General features: G+C 51.8%; 11 protein-coding genes and 1 tRNA gene. 7 read left to right on the plus strand and 5 right to left on the minus strand.

Annotation, left to right across the window (positions count from 1 at the left end):
* Positions 1–180: 180 nt before the first annotated feature.
* On the minus strand, positions 181–3015 hold the full coding sequence (locus tag OMP95_RS01705; protein WP_266325273.1) for a PAS domain-containing protein: 2835 nt from the start codon (positions 3013–3015) through the stop codon (positions 181–183).
* Between the two features lie 437 nt (positions 3016–3452).
* Between OMP95_RS01705 and OMP95_RS01710 the strand changes: the two genes are divergently transcribed.
* The 3 genes from OMP95_RS01710 (at position 3453) to OMP95_RS01720 (ending at position 6064) form a co-directional block, all read left to right on the plus strand.
* Positions 3453–4085, plus strand: coding sequence for an MBL fold metallo-hydrolase (locus OMP95_RS01710; protein WP_266325275.1), 633 nt, complete (start codon positions 3453–3455; stop codon positions 4083–4085).
* A 190-nt stretch (positions 4086–4275) separates the two neighbouring features.
* Positions 4276–5259 carry a GGDEF domain-containing protein gene (locus OMP95_RS01715; protein WP_266325277.1) on the plus strand — a complete coding sequence of 328 codons (984 nt, stop codon included), beginning with the start codon at positions 4276–4278 and terminating at the stop codon, positions 5257–5259.
* A 130-nt stretch (positions 5260–5389) separates the two neighbouring features.
* Positions 5390–6064 carry a peroxiredoxin gene (locus OMP95_RS01720; protein ID WP_266325279.1) on the plus strand — a complete coding sequence of 225 codons (675 nt, stop codon included), beginning with the start codon at positions 5390–5392 and terminating at the stop codon, positions 6062–6064.
* Between the two features lie 66 nt (positions 6065–6130).
* Here OMP95_RS01720 and OMP95_RS01725 read toward each other — a convergent pair whose 3' ends face one another.
* Both OMP95_RS01725 and OMP95_RS01730 read right to left on the minus strand, forming a co-directional pair.
* Positions 6131–7465 carry a DEAD/DEAH box helicase gene (locus OMP95_RS01725; protein ID WP_266325281.1) on the minus strand — a complete coding sequence of 445 codons (1335 nt, stop codon included), beginning with the start codon at positions 7463–7465 and terminating at the stop codon, positions 6131–6133.
* Between the two features lie 76 nt (positions 7466–7541).
* Positions 7542–8105 (minus strand): PhnA domain-containing protein, encoded by a 564-nt coding sequence (locus OMP95_RS01730; RefSeq protein WP_266325283.1) that lies wholly within the window; start codon positions 8103–8105, stop codon positions 7542–7544.
* 153 nt (positions 8106–8258) lie between these two features.
* Between OMP95_RS01730 and OMP95_RS01735 the strand changes: the two genes are divergently transcribed.
* The 4 genes from OMP95_RS01735 to OMP95_RS01750 all read left to right on the plus strand — a co-directional run bounded on the left by OMP95_RS01735 (position 8259) and on the right by OMP95_RS01750 (position 14724).
* Complete coding sequence (locus OMP95_RS01735; protein ID WP_266325285.1) at positions 8259–8933, plus strand: plastocyanin/azurin family copper-binding protein; 675 nt, start codon at positions 8259–8261, stop codon at positions 8931–8933.
* Positions 8934–9011: 78 nt separating this feature from the next.
* Positions 9012–10766: a 30S ribosomal protein S12 methylthiotransferase accessory factor YcaO gene (gene ycaO / locus OMP95_RS01740; protein ID WP_266325287.1), complete on the plus strand. Its 1755-nt coding sequence runs from the start codon at positions 9012–9014 to the stop codon at positions 10764–10766.
* A 113-nt stretch (positions 10767–10879) separates the two neighbouring features.
* Positions 10880–10956 (plus strand) — tRNA-Asp (locus OMP95_RS01745).
* A 108-nt stretch (positions 10957–11064) separates the two neighbouring features.
* On the plus strand, positions 11065–14724 hold the full coding sequence (locus OMP95_RS01750) for a hydantoinase B/oxoprolinase family protein (protein WP_266325289.1): 3660 nt from the start codon (positions 11065–11067) through the stop codon (positions 14722–14724).
* On the opposite strand, the gene OMP95_RS01755 is transcribed toward OMP95_RS01750, so the two are convergent.
* Entirely contained in the window at positions 14696–15445 is a 750-nt protein-coding gene (locus tag OMP95_RS01755; protein WP_266325291.1) for an HAD family hydrolase, read from the minus strand. The genes OMP95_RS01750 and OMP95_RS01755 overlap by 29 nt on opposite strands.
* On the minus strand, positions 15435–15626 hold the full coding sequence (locus OMP95_RS01760) for a DUF3012 domain-containing protein (RefSeq protein WP_266325293.1): 192 nt from the start codon (positions 15624–15626) through the stop codon (positions 15435–15437). The genes OMP95_RS01755 and OMP95_RS01760 overlap by 11 nt, the downstream gene beginning before the upstream one ends.

The following is a 15626-nucleotide window of genomic DNA, read 5'->3' on the forward strand; positions in this document are numbered from 1 at the left end:
TTATTGTTGGTGCAGAGGTCTAGGGGCTGTGAGCTTCTGGAGGCGGCATATGCAATACAAAAGACTTGTTTTTAATCTGCGGGAATCGGCGAAATCTGCGGATAAAGATTTTTACGCTGGTTCCCACGCAGAGCATGGGAGCCAGCCCATTCTTTGGAATTCGTGGGGGAATCCTCAGACTCAGTCACAAACGCCAAATCCGCAGTGTTTCTCCACTTCATCGGGAGCCATGGGTTTGGCAAACAGATAACCCTGTATTTCATCACAGCCGAAAGCTTCCAGAAAAGCGCGTTGCGCTTGTGTTTCGACCCCTTCGGCGACCACTTTAAGTCGTAACTGGCGTGCCAGCACGATCGTGGTCTGTACGATGGCCAGATCGTCGCTGTCTTCGGGAATGCCTTCTACGAAGGAGCGATCGATTTTGAGGCGGTCCAGCGGAAAGCGTTTCAAATAAGCCAGACTGGAATAACCGGTGCCGTAATCATCCAGTGCCAAGCCTATTCCCATTTCATTCAGGGTCTGTAATTTGACAATGGCCTGTTCGGGTTCACTCATTGCGCTTGACTCCGTGATCTCCAGTTCCAGCAGCTGCGGAGGGCATTCCGTTTCGTGCAAAATCCGCTTAAGAGTTGCTGCCAAATCGGTTTGTTCGAGCTGGCACCGGGATAGATTGACCGACACCCGGAAATTCTCGCGCCCTGCGTTTTGCCAGACACGGGCCTGGAGGCAGGCGCAACGCAGTACCCATTCGCCAATAGGAATAATCAGTCCGGTTTCCTCGGCAACAGGAATGAAATCCTCGGGTGATATCAGGCCGAGCTCGGGATGGGCCCATCTCAGTAATGCTTCGGCCCCGGTATATTGGCCGGAATCCATATCCATCAGCGGTTGATATTGTAGATAAAGCTGGTTTTTGTTGATGGCCGAACGCAGATCGTTTTCCAGGTGCAGCCGTGCACGGACGCTGGCGTCCAGCTCGGGGCTGAAAAAGCGGAAAGTATTGCGGCCCTGTTCCTTGGCCAGGTAAAGCGCGGTATCGGCATACTTCACCAGTGTTTCGGCAATATCGGCATCGCGGGGATAGATGCTGATGCCGATACTGGCGCGGACATGCAATTCGTAGTTGGCTACTTTGAAGGGGTGGGACAGCGACCCGAGGATTTTGTCGGCAACATGGGCGGCATCCTCGGGAGCGGTCAGGCCGGGCAGCAGGATCAGAAACTCGTCGCCGCCGCCCCGGCCGATGGTATCTTCTTCCCGCAGTGTTTCCACCAGGCAGTCTGCAACCTGTTGCAGCAGCGAGTCGCCTGCCGCATGGCCCAGAGTGTCGTTAATCGTTTTGAAACGGTCCAGATCCAGAAACAGCACGGCCAACATTTCCTGGTGCCGATGCGCCTGGACGATGGCATGATCCAGACGGTTCATGACCAAAGCCCGGTTCGGCAAGCCGGTCAGAGCATCGTGATAGGCAAGGTACTGGATATGCGCCTCTTGTTCCTTGCGGGCCGTGATGTCCTGGGCAGTGCCGGCAATGCGATAGATTTTGCCGGTGTCGTCCCGAATCGGGAAAGCGCGATCATGAATATAACGCAGGCTGCCGTCCGGGTGGATAATCCGGTATTCGATATCATATTCGCGACGGGCTTGATGATGGCAGGCGGCATATTTCACCTTTTCCCTGTCGTCAGGGTGGATTGCATCTATCCATTGTTTGGGATCGGCGTAGAGGCTTTTACAGCTCCGGCCCCAGATGGTTTCATAGGCCGGGCTGACATAAAGCATCCGTTCTTTTGAGACATCGGTCAGCCACACGACTTCCTCGATGTTTTCCGTCATTTGCCGGAATCTTTCCTCTTGCTCGCGCAAGGCGGCCTCGGCCTGACGCTGGGCCTGTTCGGCACGTTTGCGCTCACTAATATCGCGCACCAGCGCCAGGTTGTAGCCTTGGCCATCAAACTCGAAATAATTGGCGTTGATTTCAACCGGGACGATCTCGCCGGTTTTTGTGATGTGAGTGGTCTCCAGCGTGACGGAGCCTTCCTGCTTGAGTTGTTGCCAGTGTTCTTGCCAGACGGGTATTTGATAGTCCGGATCGATATCCGGCACGGTCATTTTGTGCAGCAGCTCGTCGCGGCTATACCCCAGCTTGCGGCAGACCTCGTCGTTGATATATTTAAATTGTCCATCCTCGTTCATGAGATAGACACCTTCACCTACCCGGTTAATAGCAAAGCTCAGCAATGCAACTTCATGTTCGGCCTGTTTGCGTTGATCGATATTTTCTATCTGGGAGACAAAATACAAGGGTTCGTCGCGATCATCACGGACAATACTTGTTGTCAGTTTCGCCCACAGATAATGGCCGTCACGGTGGCGGTAGCGCTTTTCAATCTGCATATAGGGAATCTCACCGGCAATGAGCCGGCGCACCTCTTCCCGTCCACGGAGCAGGTCATCCGGATAGGTCAGATCCTGATAGGTCATCTGCCTTAACGCCTCTTCAGAATAGCCGAGCATTTCACAGATTGAATGATTGGCGCGCAGCCAGCGGCCATCCGTGGACAGAATGCCCATGCCGATCCCGGCAAACTCGAAGGCATGTCGGAAGCGCTCCTCGCTTTCCCGCAAAGCTTCATCGACCCGCTTGTGTTTGGTGATGTCATGAAAATAACCGTGCCAGACAATTTCGTTATCCGCATCGGATTCGGGGGTGGAGCGGCATGCAACCCAAATCTCGCCTTTTTCCGGGTGTTGCACGCGCCATTCGCCGTGAAGGGGCCGCATACCGCGAGCTGACTCTTCCATCGCTTGTGTAATAAGCGTGCGGTCATCAGCATGGATCCGTTCCCATGCTGGTGAGGCGTTATTAATAACGTCTTCTACTGGGATGCCATAGATGTTGATAATGGCGGATGAAGCATCAAGAATGTGCATTGTGCCGTCTGGAGCCAGGCAAAACTTGTGTATCAAAACCGGTGCGGTCTCGGCCCCATTTTTGTGGGTCGGTCTTGTCATACTGCTGTCCTTCCAGTGTTTGCCCCGGGTGCCATCTATCAAATAAGCAGACAAGATGGCAGACGAGGCAGAGCTGATATGAATGTGCATCGTAATCTACCTGACGGCAGCTTCATTATTTTTAGCGGCGCACAACCGCAAATATTTAATCGTGTTGCTCTATTTTCCCTAGGCATTATGACTGGCGGGCTTCGCCGCTGCCTAGCGCCGGCAAAAGCCGGAGGCACCGGCTTTCTGGCAACGACTGCTACCGTTACTGGAAGGGCAGTCACAGCAGCAGGATCTGGCCATATTGATCGAAAAGTTGGCTAAGCAGCTTTAATGAACCTTCTCTTTACAAGTGGTATTTTGTAAGCAGAAAAAGAGCAGTGGACGCACGTTGATGATTTTTGACTGAAAATTTTGTCCAATTCAGATAGTGCCTGGAGGAGTGGGAGATGATACAGATCTATCCTGATTTGTGGCAGACGCACACTGAGCATCCGTTTGAAGGTGTCAATACACATGCTTATTTTCTGATGAGGGAGCAAGGCAATGTGTTGTTCTACAGTACCGGCCAGAAGAAAGATCTCAAGCATATCTGGGAGATGGGCGGTATTGTGTGTCAGCTGTTGAGTCATCGCGATGAAGCCGGGCCGCCGCTGGAGAAAATCAAGAATCTGTACGGTTCGAAATTGGCCTGCCACGAGCTGGAGAAACCGTTTATAACCGGGTATTGCCCGGTAGATGTGTTGTTTAACAAACGGCAGAATTATCTTGATGGCATCGAGGTGATTCCCACCCCCGGCCATACGGATGGCAGCGTTTGTTTTTATTTTCAATCGCCTTTTGGCAAAAACTATCTGTTTACCGGCGATACTATTTTTCCCAGAAATGACGGCTGGGGCACGTATGTCATGCCTGCTGCCGGTGGCAGTGTCTCTGCCTTGAAAGCCAGCCTTAAGCTGTTGCGCGTATTGCAGCCGGATGTGGTTCTTTCCAGTGCTTCAGTGGGTCATTATGCCTTAAAGGACATGGCGGCCGGTGAGTGGCAGGAGATCGTGGACCAGACGCTTCTATCTTTGTCATAGCCGTTGGTTGTTGCCATTGATATACTGCGAGTCAATAAACAAGGCAAAATGTGCGTAAAATCAGACGGCTGGGGCAGCTTTTCCGGATTTGTCAGGGTAAAGCGGGTGTTATAGATGTATAGCTTAAGGTAGGCATAATGCTGACAGGGGTACCAGAGACTTTATTCACTAAGCTGCCGGGTTGGTCACGGTGAGTTCATATCCAGCGGGACGCCCGATTTCGCTTATTCAGGTTAAAACCATACTGTGGGTAGCAATTGCTGCTGTTTTTGTAATCACGCCTTTTTCTATCAACAATCTTATTCAGCATCGCTATTTATTAGGCTTCGGTTCGCTGGGCGTTATCCTGATCCTGATAAGCAATGCCTGGATTTGTTTGCGCGGCCGTTATTACCCTTTCTTGACCTTATTCGGCCTGGTGCCGGCAATCATTGTTTTTCTGGGGTTGGCTATTCATAGGCAAGGAATGATCGGCGCGTTATGGTGTTATCCGGCGGTGATTTCATTTTATTTCATGTTACCGGAGCGGCAAGCATGGATAGCCAATATTACGCTGCTGGCCATGGCGATTCCTTTTTCATGGTTTTTTATCGATGCGGCATTGGCAGCCCGGGTTACGGCAACATTATTGTGTGTCAGTGTTTTTTCGGTGATTTTTGTCAGGGTGATCAGTGCTCAGCAGCAAGAACTGCATGAGCTGGCGATGACTGATGCGTTGACCGGACTGTCCAACCGGGTTCTGCTTCACGGTACGCTGGAGCATGCTGTGCAACAGCATGAACGTAGAAAAGCGCCGATGACGCTGGTGACCCTTGATCTTGATCATTTCAAAGACATTAACGATAACCTGGGTCATGCTGCTGGTGATAAAGTCCTGCGTGGTATCGGCAAGCTATTGCTACAACGAATACGCCGTGCCGATAAAGTGTTCCGGCTGGGCGGCGAAGAATTCCTGATTTTGCTTTACGATACCAATGCTGAGGATGGCTGGCGTGTGGCTGAAGAGCTTCGGCAGTCTATAGAAGCGATGCCGTTGCTGCCTGAGCATATTGTCACGACCAGTATCGGTGTCGCCACACTTGAGCCTGGCGAACACTGGCGGGACTGGATGAAACGCAGTGATGAAAATCTGTACCGGGCCAAAAAAGAAGGGCGTAACCGGATTGTGGCCTGATGGCACTGTTTCAGTATAAGTCTATGACCAGACTTAATTTATTCGCTTTTATCGCAGCGTTGGCGTTATCATATTCATACTGAAATACTGATATTTTTCAGCGATGCGGGGTTAATCAAAGGAGGCTGTCATGTCACTTAGAATTAACGATATAGCGCCTGACTTCACTGCTCAAACCACCCAGGGTGAAATTCAGTTTCACCAGTGGTTGGGAGACAGCTGGGGCATATTATTTTCACATCCAAAAGATTTCACACCGGTATGTACGACAGAGCTCGGTTATATGGCCGGTTTGGCATCGGAATTTGCTAAACGTAACTGTAAAGTCATCGGTCTCAGCATCGATTCGGTAGACGATCACCTGCTCTGGCAAAAAGATATTGCAGAAACACAGGGGCACATGGTGAATTACCCGATTATTGGAGACAGCGATCTGGCAATAGCCAAGCTCTATAATATGTTGCCTGCCGATGAACCTGGCAGTGCACAAGGACGCACTGCTGCTACTAATGCAACGGTACGTTCAGTGTTTGTTATTGCACCGGATAAAACCATCAAAATGATGCTGACCTATCCGATGACCACAGGCCGCAACTTTGATGAAATTCTGCGGGTGCTTGATTCGATACAGCTCACTTCAGAATTCAAAGTCGCGACACCGGTCAACTGGAAAAAAGGTGAAGATGTGATTATCGTGCCCAGCGTGAGTGATGACGATGCCCGGCAGTTGTTTCCAGCAGGGTTTAAAACACTGAAACCTTATCTGAGAACAACCCGACAACCGAGTTCACGTCATCATCATTAGTCAGGTACCTGAGGAGCCGTCCGAGAACAGCGACCGCAGCAGGTCCATCTGTTCCCGGGTAGTCTCCTAGCGTTTTGCTGCAGCTCTTCTGCTGGCAGGACGTTGGCGCCTTGTCGCGTTAGTAGCCTGCTTGCCGGCAGCGCTCTGGCGTCGGTGTTTGTGACCTTGCGCTGTTTCTGCGCGCTGACCGTCTTTGTGTTCGGCTTTGGCTCTTTTCGGTTTGTGATGTGCATGGCGAGGGTGTGCCAGACTCGACGCCGGAACATCATGGACCGGCTCAAAGCCGTCGATCATTTCACGGGTTAATAATTGACCTATCAGGCGCTCAATGTCAGACAATTGCTGAAATTCATCGGCACTGACCAGTGAGACGGCTTCGCCAGTGGCACCGGCACGACCGGTACGGCCGATGCGATGAACATAATCTTCAGGTACGTTAGGCAGATCGAAGTTGACCACATGGGGCAACTGGTCGATATCCAGCCCGCGTGCCGCAATATCCGTGGCAACCAGCACCTGGATTCCGCCTGATTTGAAATCAGCCAAGGCTTTGGTGCGCGCACTCTGGCTTTTATTGCCGTGTATGGCGGCGGCTTTCAGGCCAACAGACTCAAGATGTTTGGTCAGTTTGTTAGCGCCATGTTTGGTTTTGGAGAACACCAGCACTTGAGACCATTGATGATCATTGATCAATTTGCTCAGCAAGGCGGGTTTCTGTTTTTTATCTACCGGGCTTATCCACTGTTTGACCGTGGGTGCCGTGCTGTTACGGGGGGAAACCGAAATCTCGATCGGATCTGACACCAGACGCTTGGCAAGGTCGCGGATCTCGTTAGAAAACGTCGCCGAAAATAGTAAATTTTGACGGTTTTTGGGTAAAAAAGAGATAAGTTTGCGGATATCGTGAATAAACCCCATATCCAGCATACGGTCGGCTTCATCCAAGACCAGCACTTCAAGCTGATCAAAACGCACGGCATTTTGATTATACAAATCCAGCAATCTGCCGGGCGTGGCTACCAGAATGTCGGTGCCGCGTCTTAAACGCATCATTTGCGGATTGATTTTGACGCCACCGAACACAACGGTGGATCGCAGGGAAAGGTGTTTGCCATAGGTGGCAATGCTTTCAGCTACCTGGGCAGCCAGTTCCCGTGTCGGTGTCAGAATCAATGCTCTGGCCTGGTTGGCTGTGGCAGGCTTGCCGGGAGCAAGGCGGTGCAGAATAGGCAAGGTGAAACCAGCCGTTTTACCGGTGCCGGTTTGTGCTGCGGCCATTACATCTCTGCCTTCAAGAATGGCGGGAATGGCTTGAGCCTGAATAGGGGAAGGCGTTTTATAGCCTTGTTCGGTCACGGCCTGCACAATACTGGCAGAAAGACCGAGTGAGGAAAATGTCATAAGTTAACTCTAAAGTAAGATCGTGACACGAGCGGTCACGATCGGTAGTGAAAATGCAATTTTATAAGCCGGATAATCAGGCTTTCTTAAGAAATTGTGTGAGTAATACGATGCGGACACCATTAACACGGCCTTCAATCTGTTCCGGGTTATCGGTAAGGTGAATACCTTTCACCATGGTGCCGCGTTTGGCGGTAAAGTTAGCGCCTTTCACATCGAGATCCTTGATCAGGGTAACGCTGTCACCTTCCGAAAGCGTTGTGCCATTGCTGTCGCGGCAATCGGAAGTTTCTGTTGCCGAGCTTGTTTGTGCCCAGGCCAGTGTTTCTTCATCCAGATACAGCATATTAAGGCAATCCTGGGCCCAGGCTTCCTGTTCGATTTGCTTCAAAATCCGCCAGGCCAGGACCTGCACAGCAGGCACCGGTGTCCACATGGTTTCATTCAGGCAGCGCCAGTGATTGATATCTGTAGACCGCGCATCGTTCACAAAAGGCAGGCAGTCATTACAGAGCATGACGTTATGGGCTTCATCTTCATCAGTGAACGGTGCAACGTTATAAATGGTCAGGGTGTTATCTGCGCGACATAATTCGCATTGAGATTGACAACGTTCAGCCAGCGATTGTTCTAGGGTCATTCGGTTCTCGGAAAGGACAGGTAACGGGGGATCCCGCAAATGGACCATTATTATGACAGATTTATCATCAGAAGATGTGATCTGACTAAACAAGCGTGCCATAAAGAGGTGTTATGATAAAAAGATTCAGCTACTCGAACAGGAGAAAGAAGCATGTATAAGAAGAAAGCTGTAATGATCACGGTTATTATTGCTGCTCTGGCAGTATTGGTACTGGTAGCAGTCTCGACCGTATTTATCGATGACAGCAAGGAACGTTATCAGAATGTGCCAGCGCCTGAAGAGATACAAAATCAGGACGATAGCGCCGACGCCCCTGCTACTGTTGAACCTGAAGTTACTGAACCACCGGCGCAGAGTGAAACGGAGTCAGAAACGGTGGCCGAAGAAACCGGTGAGTCGGGCGAGTCAAAGGAGGAAGCCTCCGTCGCTCCTGATCAAGCTGAAGAAGAAACACAATCTGCGGGTGAGGCGCAGGTTCATATCGTCACGGCACAAGGCTTGGTCTACAACCCGTTAGTTGTTGTGATTCAGCCCGGCGATACTGTCGCCTGGGAGAATATGCCTACCCATGATACGCAATCAATGGAAGGGTTGATTCCCGAAGGGGCGGAAGCCTGGCATTCAGCTCTGGGCGAAAACTATCAGCGCACGTTCACCCAGGAAGGTATTTACGTGTATAAATGCACGCCACATTTTGGTGCCGGTATGGGCGGAGCCATTATTGTCGGCAAACCGGTCAACCTGGAAGCGATTAAAGCCTCTGGTGCCAAAGGTGCAGCCGGGCGTCTGGTAAGAAAAGCCATCCAGGCGGCGGAAGCATTGTAATATTATTTACTTATGCACAAAAGCCCCCTGTCCGGGTTTCGGGCCGGGGGTTCTTTTTTTTTTTGGGGATTGCAAATAATGACTGAACAAACTTTTATCAAAGGCAAGGACCGCGATCTGGAAACCAGTATTGCCACCATGCAGGCCAAGTTGCAGGCGTTTGGTTTTGATATTGAGGAGGCGTCCTGGTTGAACCCGGTCAGTCATGTTTATTCTGTGCATATTCGCGATAAAAGCTGCCCGCTGATGTTTACCAATGGTAAGGGCAGTAGCGCCAAGGCCTGTCTGGCCAGCGCATTGGGGGAATATTTTGAACGCCTGAGCTGCAATTATTTTTTCGCCGATTTTTATCTGGGCCAGGATCACAGTGACAGTGATTTTGTCCATTATCCTGATGAGCGCTGGTTTCAGTACGAAGATGACGGCGTTCCTCCAGAAGGGTTGATGGATGAAACATTGTGGGCGCATTTCGACCCGGACAATGAGCTGACAGCAGACAATCTGTTTGATACCAACTCAGGTCGCGGAGAACGGGGAATCTGCGCTGTGCCCTATGTCCGCCTGCGTGATCAGGAAAAGATTTATTTTCCGGTCAACATTATTGGCAACATCTATGTCAGCAACGGCATGTCAGCGGGTAATACGCAAAACGAAGCGCGGGTACAGGGTCTGTCCGAAGTGTTCGAGCGATATGTGAAAAATCGCATTATTGCCGAAGGCATCTGCCTGCCGGAGGTGCCGCAGCAGGTGATTGAGCGTTTTCCCAATATCAAAACTGCCCTAACGGAACTGGAAGGCCACGGATACCACTTAAAAGTGGCGGATGCGTCACTGGGCGGTCAGTTCCCGGTCATGAATGTAACGTTGATTAACCCGAAAGATGGTTCTGTTTTCGCCTCATTTGGCGCCCACCCCAGTTTTGAGGTAGCGCTGGAGCGAACCGTCACCGAGTTGTTGCAGGGCCGCAGCCTGGATCAGCTGGATGTGTTCCATCCGCCAGTTTTTGATATGGAAGAAGTGGCTTCGCCGCAAAATCTGGAAATGCACTTTATCGATTCCAGTGGTTATATTTCTAATGATTTTTTCCGCAAAACACCGGATTACACATTTTATGACTGGGATCACGATGCCCCTACCCGCGATGAGTTCAGCTATCTGACCGATCTGATTCATCAGCTCGGCTTTGATATTTATATAGCGGACTATGAGCACCTGGACGTGTATGCTTGCCGGATTCTGGTGCCGGGCATGTCTGATATTTACCCGGTTGATGAGCTTGCCTGGGAGAACAACAACGAAGGGGCGTTGTTCCGGGAAGATTTGCTGTCGCTGAAACAGGGCGATGAGCAAAGCTGGCGCGATTTGCTGATGGAGCTGGAAGAGGGGGGCTACAATGATCATACGCCGGTCGCCCCGTTTATCGGCCTGGCTCCGGACCCCGGCACTTTGTGGGCAACAATTCGTCTGGGTGAAATCAAACTGATGTTATGCCTGGCCCTGCAGGATGAACAGGCGCTGGAATGGGTAGACTGGTGTCTGTCTTTAGGGCAGGGAGATGATGCGCAATTGCGGTTTTATCGTTGTCTGAAAGCTTTACTCGATATCAAATGGCATGACAGCCGTGATTATGATGATTATGAACAAGGCCTGTCTTTGATGTATGGCGAAAAAACGGTCAAAGACGGTATTGCCATTGTTGAAGCCAGACAGGTTTTTCATGATCTGCATTGTCCGGGCCTCAGCCTTGCCGGTTTTGAACGGCATAGTGCCTTGCTGGCGGGGTATGAGAAGTTGCAAAAAGCCAAACGTAATAACTGGCAAAAGCCGCGCTGAATGGCGCAGCTATATTTTTTGCAACAAACACTAACACCTTTCAGTAATTTGCTGTATATTTTCACGCTTCTTGTCGCAACCGGCTCTTTTTCAGAGCGCTTCAGGAAAACTGCGGAGCGGTAGTTCAGTTGGTTAGAATGCTGGCCTGTCACGCCGGAGGTCGCGGGTTCGAGTCCCGTCCGCTCCGCCACTTTATTTCTTTATTTTTCCTTTGCTAACAGGCCTGCATGCAATGCGTCTGTCGGCCTCATCCTCCCAGCAGCTATAATTAGCCTTCAGTTACCTCTATTTTGGGTTTATGAAGACTTCAGCGGATTCAGCACAAGCAGGCAAATGGCAGTTTTGGGTCGATCGCGGCGGTACCTTTACCGACGTGGTGGCCAAAAAGCCAGATGGCACCTTGCTGACCCATAAGCTGTTGTCGGAAAATCCGGAGCAATACCGCGATGCAGCAGTGGCCGGTATTCGCCGTCTGCTGGGGCTCAACGCAGATGAACTGATCAGCGCCGACAAGGTCAGTTCGGTCAAGATGGGCACGACGGTGGCAACCAATGCGTTGCTGGAACGCAAGGGTGAACCGACATTGCTGGTCATCACCGAAGGTTTTCGTGATGCGCTGCAAATCGGTTATCAGAACCGGCCGCGGCTGTTCGATCGACATATCATCATGCCGGAACTGCTGTATCAGCAGGTGATTGAAGCTCATGAGCGTGTCAGCGCCGAAGGCGAAATATTAACCCCGTTAAACGAAAAAAAGCTGAAACAACAGCTGCAGGCTGCATTTGATAGCGGCCTGCGTAGCGCGGCTATCGTCTTTATGCACGGTTATCGTTATCACCAGCATGAAAAAAAGGCGGCAGCGCTCGCCAAACAGATAGGTTTCAGCCAGATCAGCAGTTCTTATATCACCAGCCCGATGATCAAACTGATCAGCCGCGGTGACACAACGGTGGTTGATGCCTATTTATCCCCAATTCTGCGACGTTATGTCGAACAAGTGGGTGCTGAAATGCCCGGCGTGCCGCTGTATTTCATGCAATCTTCCGGTGGCCTGACCGATGCGCACCAGTTTCAGGGTAAAGACGCGATTCTGTCGGGCCCGGCCGGCGGTATCGTCGGTATGGCGCGTACCGCCGAGCTGGCCGGTTTTGATAAAGTCATCGGCTTTGATATGGGCGGCACTTCGACCGATGTGTCGCATTATGCCGGCGAATTCGAGCGTGACTTCGAGACCCAGGTGGCGGGGGTGCGGATGCGGGCACCGATGATGAGCATCCATACCGTTGCGGCTGGCGGTGGTTCTATCCTCTATTTTGACGGCGCGCGTTTTCGGGTCGGGCCGGAAAGCGCCGGCGCCAATCCGGGGCCTGCCTGTTACCGGCGCGGCGGGCCGCTGGCCGTGACCGATGCCAATGTGATTGTGGGTAAGATTCAGCCCGATTTTTTTCCGAAAGTATTTGGTCCCAACGCCGATCAATCGTTAGATGTAGATAGTATCCGGCAGCAGTTTCAACAATTGGCCGAGCAGACCGGCCGCAAAGCGGAGCAGGTGGCGGAAGGTTTTATTCAGATCGCCGTGCAGCAAATGGCGAATGCAATTAAAAAAATCTCGGTTGCGCGCGGCTATGATGTGACCCGTTATACGCTGCAGTGTTTCGGTGGGGCCGGAGCCCAGCATGCCTGTCTGGTCGCCAGGGCCTTGGGTATGGTGCAGATCCTGATTCATCCTTTGGCCGGTGTGCTCAGTGCTTACGGGATGGGCCTGGCCGATCAAAGCCTGATCCGCGAGCAGAGCATCGAATGCGCCCTGAGTGAAGCGAATATGGCGCAAATTGCGGCCACCATTGACGATCTCGGTGGCCAGGCAGAAACCGAGCTGGCGCAGCAATATGCCGACGGCGGCAAAATGAAAGTTGAGCGCCGCATCCATGTGCGTTATCAAGGCAGTGATACTGCGCTGGTAGTGCCGTTTGGCGAGTTCGATGCCATCAAAACGGCTTTTGAGGCTGCCTATCAACAGCGTTTTTCTTTTCTGATGGCGGATAAGCCGCTGGTGGCCGCTGCGGTGTCGGTGGAAGTGATCATGCACAGCGATGCGCCAGTCGAACAAAGTTATCCGTTATCTCCTGAGCGTGATGTGCCGGTCAGGCAGCAGGTCCAGTTCTTTTCCAGCGATACATGGCATCAGGCGGCGCTGATTATGCGCGATGAATTAACGGCGGGCGATAAGATAAACGGCCCGGCCATTATCGTCGAAAACAATGCCACAACTATTATCGAGCCGGGCTGGCAGGCCAGCGTCACCGACAGATTGCATCTGCTGTTGCAGCGGGTGCAGGAAAAAACGCTAATGCCGTCAGTCGGCGTCAAAGCCGATCCGGTCATGCTGGAGGTGTTCAACAACTTGTTTATGAACATTGCCGAGCAGATGGGGGTGCAACTGCAAAATACCGCACTTTCGGTCAATATCAAGGAAAGACTGGATTTTTCCTGCGCGTTATTCAATGCCGAGGGTAACCTGATTGCCAATGCGCCGCATGTGCCGGTGCATCTCGGTTCCATGGGGGAAAGCATCAAGGCGGTGATCAACAAAAACCGCCAAACCATGCGTCCGGGCGATGTGTATATGCTCAATGATCCTTATCACGGCGGCACCCATTTGCCGGATATTACTGTGATCACGCCGGTGTATCTCAGCAGTGACAAGCAGCCCGATTTTTATGTCGGCAGCCGCGGCCATCATGCCGATGTCGGCGGTATAACGCCGGGCTCGATTCCGGCTTTTTCCGCCGATATCAATCAGGAAGGTTTATGCATCGATAATTTCAAACTGGTTGAACAGGGCCTTCTCCGCGAAAAGGAGCTGATGCAGCTGCTGACATCGGGGCCATATCCGGTGCGCAATCCCGAGCAGAATATCGCTGACTTACGTGCCCAGATCGCGGCCAATGAAAAAGGCGTGCAGGAACTGGCCAATATGGTCGATCAATTTGGCGGCGAGGTGGTACATGCTTATATGCAGCATGTGCAGAATAATGCCGAGGAATCGGTGCGGCGCGTGATTACCCGGCTGAAAGATGGTGAGTTTACGGCCAAGCTCGATAACGGCAGTCAGATTAAAGTCGCGATCGCGGTCGATGCCGATGCGCGCAAAGCCCGGATTGATTTCACCGGCACCAGCGAGCAGCAGGCCAATAATTTCAATGCGCCGAAAGCGGTATCGATTGCGGCGGTGTTGTATGTGTTCCGCAGCCTGGTCGAGGATGATATTCCGCTTAATGCCGGTTGCCTGAAACCGCTGACCCTGGTGATCCCGGACGGCTGCATGTTGAATCCGAGTTACCCTGCGGCGGTGGTCGCCGGCAATGTCGAGACCTCCACTTGTATCACCAATGCCTTGTATGGTGCATTGGGCATTATGGCTGCAGCGCAGCCGACGATGAACAATGTGAGCTTCGGTAACGTACAACATCAGTATTATGAAACCCTGGCCGGGGGCAGCGGTGCCGGCGGCCGCTTTGATGAAAACGGCAAGCTGGTGAGCGGATTTGACGGTACTTCCGCAGTACAAACCTTGATGACTAATTCCAGGCTGACCGATCCGGAGGTATTGGAAAGTCGTTTTCCGGTCACATTGTTGTCTTATGAACTGCGCACAGGCTCAGGCGGCACCGGTCGCTGGCGTGGTGGCGATGGGGCGGTAAGACGCATACAGTTCCTGGAGCCGATGACGCTGAGCATAGTGTCTAACGGCCGGGTTTATCCGGCTTTCGGGCTGGCAGGAGGCGAAGACGGTGCGCCGGGGCGCAACCGAGTGCTCCGTGCCGGTGGCGAGATTGAGGAACTGGGGGCGCAGGTTGAATCCGAAGTGGCAGGGGGGGATATTGTCGAGATCCATACACCGGGTGGCGGCGGTTTCGGCAAGGCGGTTACAGCTGCTGCATCTGGGCTAGACTGATCCGTTTGATGCGCGCGATATCCCCGACTGTATTTTTGTCCTGCTCGGTGTTGTAGCCCCAGTCGGCAAAAAACAATTGCACATGATCCAGCCGATCATCGGTGATGACATTGATCAAGGTTGGCAGCCGATCTTCGACAAACAGAATGTCATCTTCCGGCTTTTCGGCGGTCAGATCCGTCAGAATTTGTTGTTTACTCAGGTTGCGATCCAGCCCAAAAATTTGTTCCGGTGGGAAGTGGATATCATTAGCCTGCAGAATATGATCAACAAATCTTTCCTGTTTGGTGGTGATGATATAACTATGACTGCTGTCAATCCGGCGTAACTTGTCAGCAATACCGTCAAACAGCGGGTTCATTTCAATCCAGTTGTCGATATCCTCATTTATCCATTTATCCCGGGTTGAGCCAAACAGTTGTTTCAGATCATCAACAAACAACTGATCGCGAATCATCAATGCTTCAATCCGGGGATGAAAAGCCTGCACTATATTTGATGGTGCCATGCCTTCAAATAACAACCGCATGATCAGAATGGCTTCATAACCGGTTTCCATAACCGGTCTGATCTGACGAAATTGCTGTAGCAGTCTGGCCGGGATTTCGGCCGGCATGTCTGACCACAACTGCAAGGCGACTTTCCAGCCGGCCATGCCGGTTTCAACGGCGCTATCACAGATAACGCCGTCAAAATCGAGTGCGTAGAGCTTATTTGTCATCTGCTGGGAAAATGCAGTGTTTGGTAAAGTCGGTAGCCTCGTTGGCAGTCCAGTCACCTTTGGGCTTTTCTTTCATCATCGCGCACCACTTTTCGCTGCCGACTTCCGGGCTGCAGCCACTGATGCTGATCAGTAGAAAAGATGCTGCTACCAGCGCAAGAAATTTGTTTAGTTGGCTCAT

Source organism: Methylophaga sp. OBS4 (assembly GCF_026319305.1).
Classification (GTDB): Bacteria; Pseudomonadota; Gammaproteobacteria; order Nitrosococcales; family Methylophagaceae; genus Methylophaga.